This is a genomic window from Rhodococcus sp. NPDC003348, from assembly GCF_053589375.1.
In genome coordinates, this window is record NZ_JBSFRT010000048.1 from 1 (window position 1) to 15,911 (window position 15,911).

A 15,911-nucleotide genomic window follows, 5' to 3' on the forward strand; every position below is an offset into this window, starting at 1 on the left:
GCGGGCCGCACCGGCCCGCGGGACACCCGTGCCACCACTAGTCGCGCGGCTTCTCGCGCAGCTCGTACGCCTCGATCACGTCACCGACCTTGATGTCGCTGTAGGTGACGGTCAGACCGCACTCGTAACCCTCGCGCACCTCGGTGGCATCGTCCTTCTCCCGCTTGAGCGAGGAGATGGTGATCGTCTCCGCGACAACCACGTTGTCACGCAGCAGGCGCGCCTTCGCGTTGCGCCGCATGATGCCGGAGGTGACCAGGCAGCCCGCGATGTTGCCGACCTTCGAGGACCGGAACATGGCACGGATCTCCGCCTTGCCGAGCTCGACCTCTTCGTAGACCGGCTTGAGCATGCCCTTGAGGGCCTTCTCGATCTCGTCGATGGCCTGGTAGATCACCGAGTAGTACCGGATGTCGACGCCCTCGCGGTTGGCGAGTTCGGTCGCCTTGCCCTCCGCGCGGACGTTGAAGCCGATGATGATCGCGTTCGACGCCGACGCCAGGTTGACGTTGGTCTCGGTGATGCCACCGACACCGCGGTCGATGACCCGCAGCTGCACTTCGTCGTCGATCTCGATCCCGAGCAGCGCCTCCTCGAGGGCCTCCACGGTGCCGGAGTTGTCGCCCTTGAGGATGAGGTTGAGCTCGTTGTGCTCCTTGAGCGCGGCATCCAGATCCTCGAGGCTGATCCGCTTGCGGCTGCGTGCAGCGAGCGCGTTGCGCTTGCGTGCGTTGCGCCGGTCCGCGATCTGCCGGGCGATCCGGTCCTCGTCGACGACGAGCAGGTTGTCACCCGCACCGGGCACCGACGTGAAGCCGATGACCTGTACCGGACGCGACGGCAGGGCCTCGAGCACGTCCTCGCCGTACTCGTCGACCATGCGCCGGACGCGACCGTAGGCGTCGCCGGCGACGATCGAGTCGCCGACCCGCAGGGTGCCGCGCTGGATGAGCACGGTCGCCACCGGGCCACGGCCGCGGTCGAGGTGCGCCTCGATGGCGACACCCTGGGCGTCCATGTCCGGGTTGGCGCGCAGGTCGAGCGAGGCGTCCGCGGTGAGCAGGACCGCCTCGAGCAGCTGCTCGATGTTGGTGCCCTGCTTGGCGGAGATGTCGACGAACATGGTGTCGCCGCCGTACTCCTCTGCCACCAGGCCGTACTCGGTGAGCTGACCGCGGATCTTCGCCGGGTCGGCGCCTTCCTTGTCGATCTTGTTGACCGCGACCACGATCGGCACGTCGGCCGCCTGGGCGTGGTTGATCGCCTCGACCGTCTGCGGCATGACGCCGTCGTCGGCCGCGACGACCAGGATCGCGATGTCGGTGGCCTTCGCACCACGGGCACGCATGGCGGTGAACGCCTCGTGACCCGGGGTGTCGATGAACGTCACCAGTCGCTCGACGCCGTCCAGCTCGGTCAGCACCTGGTAGGCACCGATGTGCTGGGTGATGCCGCCGGCCTCGCCCTCGCGGACGTTGGCCTTGCGGATGGTGTCGAGCAGTCGGGTCTTGCCGTGGTCGACGTGACCCATGACGGTGACCACCGGCGGACGCTGTTCGAGGTCCTCCTCGCCGCCTTCGTCCTCGCCGTAGGTGAGGTCGAACGACTCGAGCAGCTCGCGGTCCTCGTCCTCCGGGCTGACGACCTGGACGACGTAGTTCATCTCGCCGCCGAGCAGCTCGAGGGTCTCGTCGTTGACGGACTGCGTCGCGGTGACCATCTCACCGAGGTTGAACAGCGCCTGGACCAGGGCCGAAGGGTTGACGTCGATCTTCTCGGCGAAGTCCGACAGGGACGCGCCGCGGGCGAGCCGGATGGTCTCGCCGTTGCCGCGCGGCAGCCGCACGCCGCCGACGGCGGGCGCCTGCATCGAGTCGTACTCTTGCCGCTTCTGACGCTTCGACTTGCGACCACGCCGGGGCGCGCCGCCGGGACGACCGAACGCACCGGCCGCAGCACCACGCTGGCCGGGACGACCGCCGCCGCCACCGGGACGACCGCGGAAACCGCCCGCGGGAGCTCCACCGGGAGCACCTGCACCGCCGGCACCGGGGGCGCCGCCACCGCGGTAGCCGCCGCCACCGCCGCCGGGGCGTCCACCCGGACCGCCGGGACGCCCACCACCGGGGCGACCGGCACCGGGGGCCGGACGGGACGAGCGTGCGGGCATGGCACCCGGGTTCGGGCGCGGGGGCATCGAGCCGGGGCTCGGACGCGGGCCACCCTGGCCGGGGGCCGGACGCGGGCCACCGGGGCCCGCCTGGGGACGCGGCGCGCCGGGAACCGGACGCGGACCGGCCTGGCCGGGACCCGGACGCGGGCCGCCGGGCCGCGGCGCCGGACGCGGTGCCGCACGCTCGGCGGGGGCCGACGAGTACGGGTTGTTGCCCACGCGCGGCGCCTTCGGACCGGGCTTGGGGCCCGGAGCCGCAGGACGGGGTGCCGGGGCGGCGCTGGCGGCGGGAGCCGCCGGAGCCGGAGCTGCCGGAGCCGGGGCAGCCGGCTTCGGGCCCGGGGTGGGCGGCTTCGGTGCGGCCGGGATCGGCGCCGCGGCGGCCGGAGCCGGTGCGGCCGGTGCCGGAGCGGGGGGGGCCGCTGCAGCGGGGGCGGCCGGCGCCGGTGCGGCCGGCTTCGGGCCGGGACGGGGTCCGCCGGGCTTGGCGGTGGTGGCCGGCTTCGCGGCCTCCGGGCGCGCGGGAGCCGCGTCACCCTTGGCCGACGGGAACGATTCCCGCAGCCGTCGCGCAACCGGCGCCTCCACGGTGGAGGACGCCGACTTCACGAATTCGCCCTGCTCCTTGAGCCGAGCGAGAAGTTCCTTGCTGGTGACACCGAGTTCCTTGGCCAACTCGTGCACGCGGGCCTTGCCTGCCACTGCTCTCCTCTACTGAGAGGCCGAGCGTGGCGAAATGCCCGCACGACCTCGGGTTAACTCCGATGGACGATCATCGTTGGTGCTTCACGGTGTGCTCATGAGTGTGTTTGCCTGACTCTTCTCGAGAGATTGCCTGTGTTCCCGGGTACCGCTGTTCTGTACTGCATATTTGAGTACCGGGTTCACGAGGTACTGCTCTGTTGTGGATGCGGTTCGGTTGGGAGATCGGTACCGATCGCAAGATCCGTACCGATCGCGCGACCGAGGGCCGCCGTGTCCAGGCTTCCGGACACTCGCAGCGCTCTTCCGAACGCTCGACGCTTCTCCGCCTGACCCAGGCACCGCCGGTCGAGGTGCAACCATGCACCGCGGCCGGAAAGCCTGCGCCCCGGGTCGGGCACCACCACCCAGCCCTCCGGCTCGGTGGGTCGTGCCACGACCCTCAGCAGATCTGCGGCTGGCGCGAGCTGCCGACATCCGATGCACGTCCGCACCGGGTGACCGGGTCGCAGGCGCACGTCTGCCGAGAACTCATGCCGAGCCATTGACCACTCTACCGCTGTTGTCGACCGATATCCGCATGGCGTCCACTACACGCGCGTCGACGACGGTCCGGCGGGGGCGTCGGCGTCCGGAGCGGCGTCGCTGCGGATGTCGATCCGCCACCCCGTCAGCCGTGCAGCCAGGCGGGCGTTTTGCCCCTCCTTGCCGATGGCCAGCGACAGCTGGAAATCCGGCACGACGACGCGGGCAGCCCGGGCGTCGGCATCGACGACTGTGACCGACACCACCTTCGACGGCGAGAGTGCGTTGCCGACGAACTTCGCCGGGTTCTCGTCGAAGTCGATGATGTCGATCTTCTCACCTGCCAGTTCGCTCATCACGTTGCGCACCCGCTGCCCCATCGGGCCGATGCAGGCGCCCTTCGCGTTCAGACCCGACACCCGCGACGCGACCGCGATCTTCGACCGGTGGCCGGCCTCACGGGCGACCGCGACGATCTCGACCGAGCCGTCGGCGATCTCCGGCACCTCGAGTGCGAACAGCTTCCGCACCAGGTTCGGGTGCGTCCGAGAGAGGGTGATCTGCGGTCCGCGCTGCCCCCGGGTCACGCCGACGACGTAGCACTTGATCCGCTCGCCGTGCTCGTACACCTCACCGGGCACCTGCTCGGCCGCGGGCAGGATGCCCTCGGCGCCGGTGGCCTCGCTGCCGATCCGGACGACGACGACGCCACGCGCGTTCGCGCGGGTGTCGCGCTGGATGACGCCGCCGACGATCTCGCCCTCGTGCGTGGAGAACTCGCCGAAGCTCTTCTCGTTCTCCGCGTCGCGCAGCCGCTGGAGGATGACCTGACGGGCCGTGGTCGCGGCGATGCGGCCGAACCCCTCCGGGGTGTCGTCCCACTCCTCGCCGACCCGGTTGCCGTCGGCGTCGACGTCGTGTGCCATCACCCGCACCAGGCCGGACTTGGTGTCGACGTCGATTCGCGCGTGCGGCTGGTGACCCTCGGTGTGCCGGTAGGCGGTCAGCAGCGCGCTCTTGATGGTCTCGATGATCGTGTCGACCGAGATGCCCTTGTCGTCCTCGATCGCTCGCAGCGCCGACATTTCGATATGCACTTGTCTATCCCTCCGCCTGGATTTCGTCGTCTGTCTCGTCGAGGTCTGTCTCGTCGATCTCGCCCGGGACCGCGCGGCCGGCGGCCACACCACCCGCCAGTTCGAGTTCCTTCGCGTTCGGCGCCGAGAACTCCACCTGCACCACGGCTTTCACGACGTCCGCGAGTGCGATCTCGCGGACCTCCGGGCCTCCCTTGGCCGGGACGACGAGGGCGACCACGCCGTCGCCGAGCACTCCGACCCGGGCCAGCAGCTTCTCGTCGCCGATGTCGACCCGCACCCGGCGACCCTGCGCCCGGCGCCAGTGCCGCGGCTCGGTCAGCGGGCGGTCGACGCCCGGGGAGGTCACCTCGAGGGTGTAGGGGGATTCGCCGAATTCGGACTCGCCGTCGAGCCGGTCCGAGATCAGCCGACTCAGGTCGGCGACGTCGTCGAGCGCGAGCCCGGCGTCGCTGTCGACCATCACCCGAACCACACTGCGGCTGCCGGCCTTCGTGACCGTCACGTCCTCCAGGTCGTAGCCCTGACGGGGCACGAGATCGGAGAGAAGCTCGATCACCCTCTCCCTCGACGGAACCGGCATCAGTAGAGCTCCTCGTTCAGTTGTGGTCGGATCACAAGTCGTCGGCACCGGGATTGCGCGTTTCGCTCACCTCGGGGCGCGAAGATCTAGAATAACGCGCATTCGACGGCTCGGTGACCAAGCCGCCCCTGCCGCCGTATGCCCGCAACGCCTGACAAGATGAGCGGCGTGCCCGCAGCCCCCAACCTCACTCCGCCGCCCGGCGTGAACCCACCTTCGTCGTACGCACTGTCCCGACGCGCCGCCCTGAAGGTCGGTGCACTTGCCCTCGGACTCGCCACCGTCGTGACCGCGGCGGGGTGTGCGAGCACCGACGACGACCGGACCGACGAGCCGGATCCGCTGACGACCGCGCTCGACGCGGCCCGCCGGGATGCCACGGCCGCCGCTGCCGCGGCCGCGGTGGCACCGGAGCGGGCCGGAGCCCTCGCGGTGATCGCCGCCGAGCGCACCGCCCACGGGGACGCACTGGCCGCCGAGATCGCCCGCGCCGCGGGTCAGGACCCGGCCACCGCCACCGCGACCTCCTCGGCGCCGCCGAGCGCGACCTCCTCGGCACCGGCGACGGTCGACGAGTTGCGGGCGATGCTCGCCGAATCCCAGCGTGGCGCAGCCACTCTCGCTCGCCGACTGGACGGCCACCGGGCCGGCCTGCTCGGCTCGATCAGCGCGGCTGTCGCCGCGCAGCAGGCGGTGATGTTGCTGTGACCTCCCCCACCACCTCGGCGACGGCGAAGCTCGGACCCGAGCAGCAGGCCCTCGTCGACGCTCTGCGTGCCGAGCACGCCGCCGTGTTCGCGTACGGCATCGTGGCCGCGTACTCGAACCCGACCCGGGCCGCCCAGGTCGCGGCCGACACCGCCGCCCACCGGGCCCGACGGGACGCGACGATCGACGCACTCTCCGCCGCCGCCGTCACCGCACCGGGCGCCGAACCTGGCTACACCCTCCCGTTCCCGGTCACCGACCCGACCGCCGCCCTCCAGCTGGCGGTGCAGGTCGAGGTCGACGCCGCGGTGGCGTGGCGGTCGGTGATCGAACGCGCGCAGTCCGAACCGACCCGCGCGAGCGCCGTCGACGCGTTGACCGAGTCGGCGGTGCGGGCCGCGAACTGGCGGGCCGTGCTCGGCGTCGCTCCCCCGACCGTCGCCTTCCCCGGCCAGCCGTAGTTCGGTCAGGGCGCGTCAGGTCCCCTTGACGTTGAGGATCTGCCGCAGTTCGTGCACGACCCGGACCAGGTCGCGGGCGTCGGACATGACGGTCTCGATGTCCTTGTAGGCATCGGGGATCTCGTCGATGAACTCGGCGCTGTCGCGGTACTCGATGCCGACCATCCGCGCCCGCAGGTCGGCGCGGGTGAACCGGCGCTTGGCCTCGGTGCGGGAGAAGCGCCTACCGGCACCGTGCGGGGCGGAGCACAGGCCGTCGGCGTTGCCGAGGCCCTCGACGACGTACGAGTGGGTGCCCATCGATCCGGGAATGACGGCGCGGACTCCGACGTGCGCATCGACAGCTCCTTTGCGGGTGAGCCACACCTGTTCGCCGCCGTGGGTCTCCTGCCGGGTGTAGTTGTGATGGCAGTTCGTGCGTTCCGTCTCGCGATGATCCGGCGTGCCCATCCACCGCGCGAAGACGGCACCGAACCGGTCCATCATCTCGGCGCGGTTCAGGTAGGCGAAGCGCTGCGCCCAGTGCAGGTCGGCCAGGTACCGATCGAACTCGGCGGTGCCCTCGGTCAGGTAGGCGAGGTCCCGGTTGGGCAGGTCGACGTGTCGGTGGGCGCACGCCTGTTGGGCGACGCGGATGTGGTGCTGGGCGATCCGGTTGCCCACTCCCCTGCTTCCGCTGTGGAGGAACAGCCACACCCGATCCGACTCGTCGAGGCACAGTTCTATGAAGTGGTTTCCACCCCCGAGGGATCCGAGTTGCTGCCGCCACTTCGGGGAGTGCGCAAGATCGACGCCGTCGGCGGCCGCCCGGGATTCGAGTTCCGCGATCCGCGGGGCCGTGAAGTCCCACTGGTGGGTGTCGCGGTTGTAGTGACCGGGCGAGAGGGGGATGGCCGATTCGACGGACTTGCGCAGCGCGCCCAGCCCGACGCCGGTGACGGCGATCCGGCGCTCGACGTCCTTCATCGTGAACACGGTGCGGACGGCGATCATGCCGCAGCCGATGTCGACGCCGACGGCGGCGGGCATCACGGCCCCGCGGGTCGGGATGACGGTGCCGACGGCACTTCCCTTACCGCTGTGCGCATCCGGCATCAGAGCGACGTGCGGATGGATGAACGGCATGGCGGCGGTCTGCCGGGCCTGCGCGAGTGTGGATTCCTCGAGCTGGGATGCCCAGCTCATCAGTGTGGGACCCACCCGGGTCGGGGGCATGGGTGACAACTCCTCGTTTTCGGTGATGGCACCCCGGTGACGGCGGTGCCGTCGGTTGGGTCGACGACGGCGGTGCCGTCGGTTGGGTCGACGACGGCGGGCCGTCGGTTGGGTCGACGACGGCGGGCCGTCGGTCGTCTCGAATGCGGGGTGTACCTCGACCCTGTCACGGTCGGGGCACACCCCGCATCAGTTTTTTCACCCGCGGGTGCGGCCCGGCATCATCAGCGCGGCGAGCACCGCGACGCCCACGGACGCGGCGCCGACGAGCAGTGCGGGTTGCAGTGCGTCGGTGTATCCGGCCGGGGTGAGGGCGCCTCCCTGCCCGAGGAACACGGCGGTGAGGACGGCGACACCGAGCGCGACCCCGACTTCCCGGATCGTGGAGTTCACCGAACTGGCGGTGGCGTGGTCGTCGTCCGGCATGTCCGCGAGGACGGCGGTCGCGCTCGGCGCGAAGGTCAGGCCCATGCCGATGCCCGCCATGGCCAGGGCCGGCACGATCGTCGGGTACTGCGTCCCCGGCTCGATGATCGACGCCATCCAGACCAGGGATGCCGCCTGCAGGGTCAGACCCGCCACCAGCAGTGTCCGCAGCCCGAGCCGGGGCGCGAGGAGGCCGGCGATCGGGGCGACGACCATCGGCGCCGCCGTCCAGGGCAGGGTCCGCAGGCCGGCCTCGAAGGGTGTGTAGCCCATGACGATCTGGAGGTACTGCGAGAGCAGGAACACCGCACCGAACATGCCGAGGGTGAACGTCAGGCCGATCACGTTGGCGACGGTGAAGCTCCGGGAGCGGAACATCCGCATCGGCATCACCGGACTGTCGGTGCGGAGCTCGCGAATCACGAACGCGGACAAGGCGATCACCGCAACAGCGAGGGTGCCGAGCACGGTCACCGAGGTCCACCCGTCGTCGTTGCCGTGCACGATCCCCCAGACCGCGAGGAAGACTCCCGCGCCCGCGAGCGCCACACCCGGCAGGTCCAGCGATTGCCGCCTCCCGCGCGACTCCCCGAGCGCGTACAGGGCGAGCGGCACGGCGATCACCGCGACCGGCACGTTGATCCAGAAGATCGCCTGCCAGGAGACACCGTCGACGACGGCGCCGCCGACCACCGGGCCGAGCGCAACACCGAGACCGGACACCCCGCCCCAGACCCCGATCGCGAGTGCCCGCTTCGCCGCGGGTACGGCGCCGGCGAGCAGGGCAAGCGAGAGCGGCATGATCGCCGCCGCACCGACACCCTGCACGGCGCGGGCCGCGATCAGCATCCCCGCCGTCGTGGACAGTGCGGACGCGACCGAGGCCACCGCGAAAATTGTTATGCCGTACACGAACACGCGCCTGCGCCCCCAGCGGTCGCCGAGCCCGGCGGCGGAGAGCATCAGTGTCGCGAACGCCAGGGTGTAGGCGTTGAGGAACCACTGCAGTTGCCCAACCGAGGCGCCGAGGTCGGCCCTGACCACGGGCAGCGCGCTCGTCATCACCAGGTTGTCGAGCGTGGCCATGAACATGGGCAGCGAGGCGGCGAGCATCGCGAGCCAGATCGGGACCCGCCGACCGGGAACGGCCTCGGGTGCGGCGCCGGACGGCGCGAGTTGGTCTGTGGTTGCGGTCATCACTTCTCCTCGAACGGAGTTCGCAGTGGACTCGATATGTCGGTGGACTCGATATGTCGCATTTCCGAGCTTTGTAAGCATCGAATGATTACTTAGCTGCCACGAAGCTAAGGCATCGAGTGATAACCTGTCAACATGTCTGCGACGAACGGTTCCCGCCCGGCCACGCGGATGAATGCCGCCGATCGCCGTGAGCTCGTCCTCGCGGCCGCCACCACCGCATTCGCCCGCGGCGGCTGGTCCGGGACCAGTACCGACGCCGTCGCCAAACTCGCCGAGGTGTCGCAGCCCTACGTGGTGCGCATGTTCGGCACCAAGGCCGAACTGTTCCGCGAGGTGTTCGCCCGCGCCCTCGCCAGGATCGTGGAGGCGTTCGACACCGAACTGGACCGGATCGACGCGGACCCGGACGCGCCGTCGGCCGACAGCGAGGAGTACTGGACCCGGCTCGGCTCGGCGTACAGCCAGCTGGTCTCCGACGGCGACATGCTGCTGGTGATGATGCACGGCTTCACCGCGGGCGGGACGCCGGAGATCGGCGCCCAGGCCCGTGCCGCGATGTCGCAGATCTACACCGTGATCCGCACCCGCACCGGCTGCACACCCGAGAAGGCCCGCGAGTTCATCGCGAACGGCATGCTGCTCAACGTCCTGCTCGCGATGCGCGCCCCCGAACACGTCGGCGAGGAGCCCGGGCTCGCGGAACTGTCCGAATGCGCCTTCGGCGAGACCCTGCACGCCGCGCGCGCTGCTGCGAAGCCCACCCGCGACTGAGCAGGACCCGGCGACCCGGCACCCGTGCCGCCGTCGTCGGTCCGAGTGAGCCGACCACGTCCACCCGGTACCGCAACCACGTGAGCGACAGATCCGTTCGGAACGGTCGGTATGCGGGACACCCTCCGGCCTGCCGCCTGGTCGAATGTCCAAGTGGCGAACGGGATTCCAAGTCGGTACAACTGGTGGCGGCGATCGTTTTCGTGATCTTTGAAGAATTGTGACTGTGACTGCCACACGTACATGTGCGAAGGCCACATGTTCCATTCACCCCCACGGGGAAGCCAGAGGAGCACGAAAGGGATGTCCGTTTCCGACAGCGATGTGCTGTTCCAGACTCTGACGGAGTCCGCCCGGCGACTGTCCTTCGATCCGAGGGATCCGCTCGTGTGCGACTCCGATCCGGCGGACGACCGGCGTCATGGAATGACGCCCGAGTGGTCACCGTTGTTCGGAACCCCATTGTGGGCGGAGATGTCCGAGGCCGAACGGGTTCGACTCACCCGGGCCGAAGTTGGGCAGTTCCTCGGTGTGGCCATCTGGCTGGAGGTCGGCCTGCAGGTGGCGCTGCTGCGGGCGAGCCACAGTGCAGACCCGTCACGTCCGGACGTCAAATTCCTTCTGAACGAGTGCGCGGACGAGAATCTGCATTCGTTGATGTTCGTCAATGTCGTCGATGCCATCGGATCCCGCTTCCATCCACGCGATCGCGTACTGGACTTCTTCGGATGGGTGTTCCGGCACTTCGTATGGGGCGAGGTGGCGTATGGCGTCGTGCTCGCCGGCGAAGAGATCTTCGACGTCATGCAACGCGACTGGATGACCGACGACGACGTCGCCGCACCCATCCGCCGCACCTCGTACATCCACGTCGTCGAGGAGTCCAGGCACATGGCCTTCGCCCGGCGGCAGATCCGGGATCGGCTGGTGGGAATCTCGCGGTTGCGGCGGTTCGTCAGCACCCTGGCCCTCGCGGGCGGCACCCATCTCATCGCGCGGACGCTGGTCAATCGACGCGTGTACGAGGACCTCGGCCTCGACTGGAAGGTCGTGAAGGCGAACATCGACGCAAACGAGCATCACCGGATGATGTTCCGCAAAGCCGCCGAGCCGTTCATCGAGTTCCTCAGCAGAGAAGGGTTGCTGAATCCAGGCGCGCGATGGATCTATCGAAAGTCGAACCTTCTCTGATCACGCAGGAGTCATCGTGACCCACGTCATCCTGGGGCATTGCTGCAAAGACGCCTCATGCGTGCGGGTGTGCCCGCAGAACTGCATCCATCCGATTCCCGGCGAACCGGCTTTCGAGACGGCCGAGACGTTGTTCATCGATCCGGGCTCGTGCATCGATTGCACCGCCTGCGTCGAGGCCTGCCCGGCGTCGGCGATCAAACCCGAATGGGCGCTGACCGTCGTCGAGCGTCCGAACGCCGCTCGCAACAGGGAGTTCTACGCTCGGAGCTCGGCAACCACGAGGACACAGCGGCGGCGCACCACATTCGATCGACCGCTGGGCCGTCCGGGCGACGGGATCACGGTCGCCGTCGTCGGCTCGGGGCCTGCCGCGATGTACACGGTGCGCGAACTCCTCCGCCGGTCGACGTCGATTCGCGTCACCGTCTACGAGCAGTACGACACGATCGGTGGCCTGCTGCACCGGGGAGTCTCACGCGATCACGTCGGCGTGCGCGAGATGATTCGGCTGTTCGACGTTCCCTTCGGGGACGACCGTGTCACCGTCGTCGCCAACACCGAGGTCGGCGTCGACATCTCGGTCGACGAACTCCGCGCGAGGTTCGACGCGGTGGTCCTCGCCTGCGGCGCCTCGCAGCCGCGCCGCCCCGGGTCCGTCGCCGGCCACGGTGTGACCGTCGGCACCGACGACGGCATTCACCAGGCGATCGACATCCTGGTGGCCGAAAACTGCGAGGAGTCCGGTTTCCGCCCGCCGACTCCCCTCGGGGCGACCTGCCTCGTGGTCGGCGCGGGGAACGTTGCCTTCGACGTCGTCCGGTGGGCGGCGAACTCCCGCGCCCGCGGTCCGGCCGACGGGCGGATCAACCAGGTGGTCGTCCTGTCGCGCTCGGCCCCCGACCGTGCGTCGTTCACGCCGTCCGCGTTCCACGAACTGCGGGACCTCGCCGAAACCGAGCTGCTGATCGACAGCGCGGGCTCCGCGCCGAGCCCCGACGCCGACGACGCGCTCGTGCGCGACCTCGCGCGGCTCCCCGTCACCGATCTGAGCTCGACCGACCTCGACGCCGCGACTGCGTCCGCCGACGGCACCGGCGTCCGTCTGCGCGTCGTGTTGTCATTCGGGCAAGAGGTTGCCGGCGTGCGCCGGGACGCGGCCGGCGGCGTCACCGTCACGACGGAGACCGGGCGTACCTTCCGCGCCGACTCCGCGATCTGCGCCACCGGATTCACCACCAAGCCCATCGATGGGATCCCCCTCGACGCGCGTGGTGCCGTCCCCAACGATCGCGGCCGGGTGATCTCGCACGAGACCGGGGCACCCCTCCACAACCTGTACGTCGTCGGCTGGGCCAAACGCGGGGCACGCGGTGGCGTCGGCGACAACCGCCTCTGCGCAAGCGAAACCGTCGACCAGTTGGCCCGTGCCGTGGCTGCGCGCGTCTGACAACGAGCGATCGGGATTCGCCTTCCGCTCTTCGGCGCGGGGTCCGACCGAGCGCAGGTCAGCCGGCCGGGATCACCGCCGCGACCGGTCGCGCCCCCGCCAGCATCGCCGCCACCGTCTCGCCGCAGCTGCCCGGCTCGGCGGCGTCCAGGCAGTAATGGGACGGTGTCCGGGCGCCCGTCGCCAGGTCGCGGGCCCAGGTCCCGGCGAAGTCCCGCAGCCGCGCCGTCTGGACCGGGTCGGGCGCACACGCGGCGCCGGCGATGCCGATGAGGTCGGTGTCCTCCCCCTCTGCGTCGATGTGGCAGCTGCCCCCGGTGGGACGGCCGGCCTCCACCTCCGCCCAGAGCAACTGGACACCGACGAAGCCCGCGCCGAGCGAGGCCAGCGCCCCGAACGAGTTGCCGAACAGGTTCACCAGGCTCGGCCGGGCCGCGATCGAGAGCACCGGACGCGTCCCGGACGCCGACACCGCCCGGACCGCAGCGGTGAAGCCCTCCGCGGCGACCGGATCGAACAGCACCGCCCCGGCGAGGTCCGGATAGCCCCGCTCGACCAGGCCCGCGCCCACAAGCGCGGCGAAGTGCCCACCCGCGGAATGACCACCGACGATGTACCGCTGTGGAAGCGGCGCGCCGTTCGGCGGCACCAGCGACCGCTCCGCCAGTGCGTCCGCGAACTCTGTGGCGAGCGCCGGATTGCCCGCTGTCATGTCCTCGTCCAGGCACACGACCATCAGGCCCTGCCCGGCGATCGTCTCGGCGGTACCGTGCAGGTTCGCGCAGGTGCGCCCGAATCCGTGTTCGACGAGCATCAGCGCGCTCGCCGGACCGCTCGGCAGGTACCACAGCACGTCGCGCGTGGATCCGGACAGTTCGACCGTGGCCTCGACACAGGTTGCCTCCGGTCCGGCGGTCGCACACCCATCCTGCGACGAGGACGGGAACGAGGACGACTGCGCACCGCCGACCGCGGGCGCGTGAGCCATGACGGCAGTCGACAGCGCGACGGCCAGGACGGCGCGACGGATTACGGACGACCGGGACAAGGCGACTCCTGACCTGTGACGAGGACACGCGCGGACCTCGCCCGGCGCTCCCCCGTGGACCATGAACACGAAAGTGGTGCCCGCACAGTACTTCCTGAGCGTGGTCACCCGCACCGTCATCCGCCGACCGGAGCCGGGTCGCGGGTTCGCTCGGGACAGGACACGGCGCAGGCAGCGCGGTCGGCGCAGGCAGCGCGGTCGGCGCAGGCAGCGCGGTCGGCGCAGGCCGCCGCCCGGTTCCGTGTCACTGGGCGGGAGAACCGCCCCCGTGTGACGGCCGACACTCTAGTGTCGGGGTGGTGACGAACAGCATGGAGACAGACCTCTCGCTTCGCCTCGAACGAATCGAACAGGTCGAGGCGATCAAGGCGCTCAAACACCGGTACTGGCGCGCGTGCGACGCGAAGGATCCGAAGACGTTCCGCGACTGCTTCATTCGCCGTGGCGCGCGCATCGACTACGGCCGCCTCGGCGCGTTCGACGACGCGGACCCGATGGCGGAGATCTTCACGAAGGTCGCACTGCACACCGTCGACGGCAAGCACGTCATCTTCGACATGCATCACGGGATGCACCCCGAGATCACGGTCACCGGCGACGGCACCGCGACCGGCCGGTGGACGCTGCGGTTCCGCCAGCTCAACCTCATGGACAACACCGAGAAGCTGATGACCGGCGAGTACGACGACGAGTACGTCCTCGAGGACGGCGAGTGGAAGATGTCGAAGTGCCACTTCACCGAGACGTGGGCGATGGTCCGTCCGCTCCCGGCGGAGACCGTCGTCGTCGAGGGTGCGTTCGCGGAGGCGGCCTCGTGAGCGCGCCGGGCACGAACAACGGGGTCGACCGGCGCGTCGCGCTGGTCACGGGCGCGAGCCGCAGTGTCGGCAAGGGCATCGCCCTCGCTCTCGGCTCGGACGGCTGGACGGTGTACGTCACCGCGCGCGGCGAGGTCGGGACCGGCGGCAAGCTCGACCGCACGGCCACCGAGGTCACCGAACGCGGCGGCCAGGGCATCGCGGTGCAGTGCGATCACAGCGACGACGCCCAGATCGAGAAGCTGTTCGCGCGGATCGCCGAGGAGCAGGGCGGGCGGCTGGACCTGCTGATCAACAATGTGTGGGCCGGCCCGGCCGACGGGTACGCGGGATTTTCGCAGCCGTTCTGGAAGCGCCCGGTCGACGACTGGGACAGCCTGATCGGGCTGGGGCTGCGCGCGCACTACGTCGCGAGCGTCGAAGCGGCGAAGCTGATGGTGCCCCGCGGCTCGGGGATCATCGGCAACATCTCCTCGTTCGGCACCCGCGGCTACCTGCACTCGGTGCTGTACGGCATGTCCAAGGCGGGATTGGACAAGATGGCGGCCGACATGGCCGTCGAACTCAAGGGCACCGGTGTCACCGCCCTCAGTTTCTGGCTCGGGCTGATCCGCAACGAGCGGATGGTCGCCAGCGGCATGAAGAGCTTCGAGGGCTTCTCCCTCGAGGACGCCGAGTCACCGGAGTTCGTCGGGCGCGTGATCGTCGCGCTGGCGAACGACCCGAACGTGGGTGACCGCAGCGGCCACACCCTCGTCACCGCGGAGACGGCGCTGGAGTACGGCGTCACCGATGTCACGGGTGGTCAACCGGTGTCGCACCGCGGCGCGTTCGGTGGTGGTCCCCTGTTCGGGCCCACGGGCTGAATCTGCCGGTCGGCTGGCGCGCACCGCCCACCACGAGGGACGATGAGTTCGTGACCACGGACGGTGTCGCGCTGGCCCGGCTGACCTCTTCGGACGGCCGGGGTGGGCAGACTGCGTGGGAGCTGTCACCCGATCGGCCCCGTGTCATCGTCGGCCGCTCCGCCGAAGCGGATCTGTCACTCCCGGACGACGACGAGGTCTCACGGATCCACGCGGTGCTCGAGTACGTGGGCGGGCACTGGACGATCGTGGACGACGGGCTGTCCAGGAACGGGACATATGTCAACGGCGACCGGATCACCGGGCGCCGTCGGCTGCGGCCCGGCGACAGCGTCCGGGTCGGGGGGACGGCCTTGACGTTCCAGGAGTTCGGCGGTGTCGCGGACGACGCGACGATGGTGGCCGGGTCGGCACCGAACGTGCGCGCCCTCACGCAGACGCAGCGGTCGGTGCTGGTCGCACTGTGCCGGCCGTACAAGCACGGCGTCTCGTTCTCGAATCCGGCGTCGAATCAGCAGATCGCGGAGGAACTGTTCCTCACCGTCGACACGGTCAAGGCGCACCTGCGGACGCTGTTCGGGAAGTTCGGGGTCGAGGACCTGCCGCAGAACCAGAAGCGGGTGGCGCTCGCCGAACGCGCCCTGCACAGCGGAATCGTCACCAGTCACGACCTGTGA

The 15,911-nt window shown here is 69.9% G+C and carries 15 protein-coding genes; 8 read left to right on the top strand and 7 right to left on the bottom strand.

The features are described 5' to 3' along the window. Nucleotides 1–37 precede the first annotated feature (37 nt). From infB to rimP, 4 genes are all read right to left on the bottom strand, one after another. Nucleotides 38–2,875, bottom strand: a complete 2,838-nt coding sequence (gene infB / locus ACWDU4_RS24150) for a translation initiation factor IF-2 (RefSeq protein WP_450116472.1) — start codon at nt 2,873–2,875, stop codon at nt 38–40. 182 nt (nt 2,876–3,057) lie between these two features. Further along, a complete protein-coding gene (locus tag ACWDU4_RS24155; RefSeq protein WP_450116473.1) occupies nt 3,058–3,420 on the bottom strand; it encodes a YlxR family protein in 363 nt (120 codons plus the stop codon). 45 nt (nt 3,421–3,465) lie between these two features. Continuing rightward, entirely contained in the window at nt 3,466–4,485 is a 1,020-nt protein-coding gene (gene nusA, locus ACWDU4_RS24160) for a transcription termination factor NusA (RefSeq protein ID WP_450116513.1), read from the bottom strand. Nucleotides 4,486–4,501: 16 nt separating this feature from the next. Further along, nucleotides 4,502–5,080 carry a ribosome maturation factor RimP gene (rimP, locus tag ACWDU4_RS24165; protein ID WP_450116474.1) on the bottom strand — a complete coding sequence of 193 codons (579 nt, stop codon included), beginning with the start codon at nt 5,078–5,080 and terminating at the stop codon, nt 4,502–4,504. A gap of 168 nt (nt 5,081–5,248) precedes the next feature. Between rimP and ACWDU4_RS24170 the strand changes: the two genes are divergently transcribed. Together ACWDU4_RS24170 and ACWDU4_RS24175 are read left to right on the top strand one after the other, a co-directional pair. Then, a complete protein-coding gene (locus ACWDU4_RS24170) occupies nt 5,249–5,788 on the top strand; it encodes a hypothetical protein (protein WP_450116475.1) in 540 nt (179 codons plus the stop codon). Continuing rightward, the gene (locus ACWDU4_RS24175) at nt 5,785–6,249 is read left to right on the top strand and encodes a ferritin-like domain-containing protein (protein ID WP_450116476.1); all 465 of its coding nucleotides are present in this window, start codon (nt 5,785–5,787) and stop codon (nt 6,247–6,249) included. Before ACWDU4_RS24170 ends, ACWDU4_RS24175 begins: the two co-directional genes overlap by 4 nt. A gap of 15 nt (nt 6,250–6,264) precedes the next feature. Here the strand turns inward: ACWDU4_RS24175 and ACWDU4_RS24180 are convergent, their stop codons facing one another. After that, nucleotides 6,265–7,464 carry an RtcB family protein gene (locus ACWDU4_RS24180; protein ID WP_450116477.1) on the bottom strand — a complete coding sequence of 400 codons (1,200 nt, stop codon included), beginning with the start codon at nt 7,462–7,464 and terminating at the stop codon, nt 6,265–6,267. Between the two features lie 198 nt (nt 7,465–7,662). Beyond that, nucleotides 7,663–9,087: a DHA2 family efflux MFS transporter permease subunit gene (locus tag ACWDU4_RS24185; protein WP_450116478.1), complete on the bottom strand. Its 1,425-nt coding sequence runs from the start codon at nt 9,085–9,087 to the stop codon at nt 7,663–7,665. A gap of 135 nt (nt 9,088–9,222) precedes the next feature. Here ACWDU4_RS24185 and ACWDU4_RS24190 point away from each other — a divergent pair, with 135 nt between their 5' ends. The 3 genes from ACWDU4_RS24190 (at nt 9,223) to ACWDU4_RS24200 (ending at nt 12,502) form a co-directional block, all read left to right on the top strand. Then, on the top strand, nt 9,223–9,861 hold the full coding sequence (locus ACWDU4_RS24190; RefSeq protein ID WP_450116479.1) for a TetR/AcrR family transcriptional regulator: 639 nt from the start codon (nt 9,223–9,225) through the stop codon (nt 9,859–9,861). A gap of 303 nt (nt 9,862–10,164) precedes the next feature. Continuing rightward, nucleotides 10,165–11,052 (top strand): AurF N-oxygenase family protein, encoded by an 888-nt coding sequence (locus ACWDU4_RS24195; protein ID WP_450116480.1) that lies wholly within the window; start codon nt 10,165–10,167, stop codon nt 11,050–11,052. 16 nt (nt 11,053–11,068) lie between these two features. Continuing rightward, nucleotides 11,069–12,502: an FAD-dependent oxidoreductase gene (locus ACWDU4_RS24200; protein WP_450116481.1), complete on the top strand. Its 1,434-nt coding sequence runs from the start codon at nt 11,069–11,071 to the stop codon at nt 12,500–12,502. A gap of 58 nt (nt 12,503–12,560) precedes the next feature. Here the strand turns inward: ACWDU4_RS24200 and ACWDU4_RS24205 are convergent, their stop codons facing one another. Further along, nucleotides 12,561–13,490: an alpha/beta hydrolase gene (locus ACWDU4_RS24205; protein WP_450116482.1), complete on the bottom strand. Its 930-nt coding sequence runs from the start codon at nt 13,488–13,490 to the stop codon at nt 12,561–12,563. 371 nt (nt 13,491–13,861) lie between these two features. Between ACWDU4_RS24205 and ACWDU4_RS24210 the strand changes: the two genes are divergently transcribed. Genes ACWDU4_RS24210 through ACWDU4_RS24220 form a run of 3 tightly spaced genes read left to right on the top strand, consistent with a single transcriptional unit; the run spans nt 13,862 to nt 15,911 of the window. Further along, nucleotides 13,862–14,368: a nuclear transport factor 2 family protein gene (locus tag ACWDU4_RS24210; RefSeq protein ID WP_450116514.1), complete on the top strand. Its 507-nt coding sequence runs from the start codon at nt 13,862–13,864 to the stop codon at nt 14,366–14,368. Then, nucleotides 14,365–15,234, top strand: coding sequence for an SDR family NAD(P)-dependent oxidoreductase (locus ACWDU4_RS24215; protein ID WP_450116483.1), 870 nt, complete (start codon nt 14,365–14,367; stop codon nt 15,232–15,234). The genes ACWDU4_RS24210 and ACWDU4_RS24215 overlap by 4 nt, the downstream gene beginning before the upstream one ends. Before the next feature lie 50 nt (nt 15,235–15,284). Further along, complete coding sequence (locus ACWDU4_RS24220; RefSeq protein WP_450116484.1) at nt 15,285–15,911, top strand: FHA domain-containing protein; 627 nt, start codon at nt 15,285–15,287, stop codon at nt 15,909–15,911.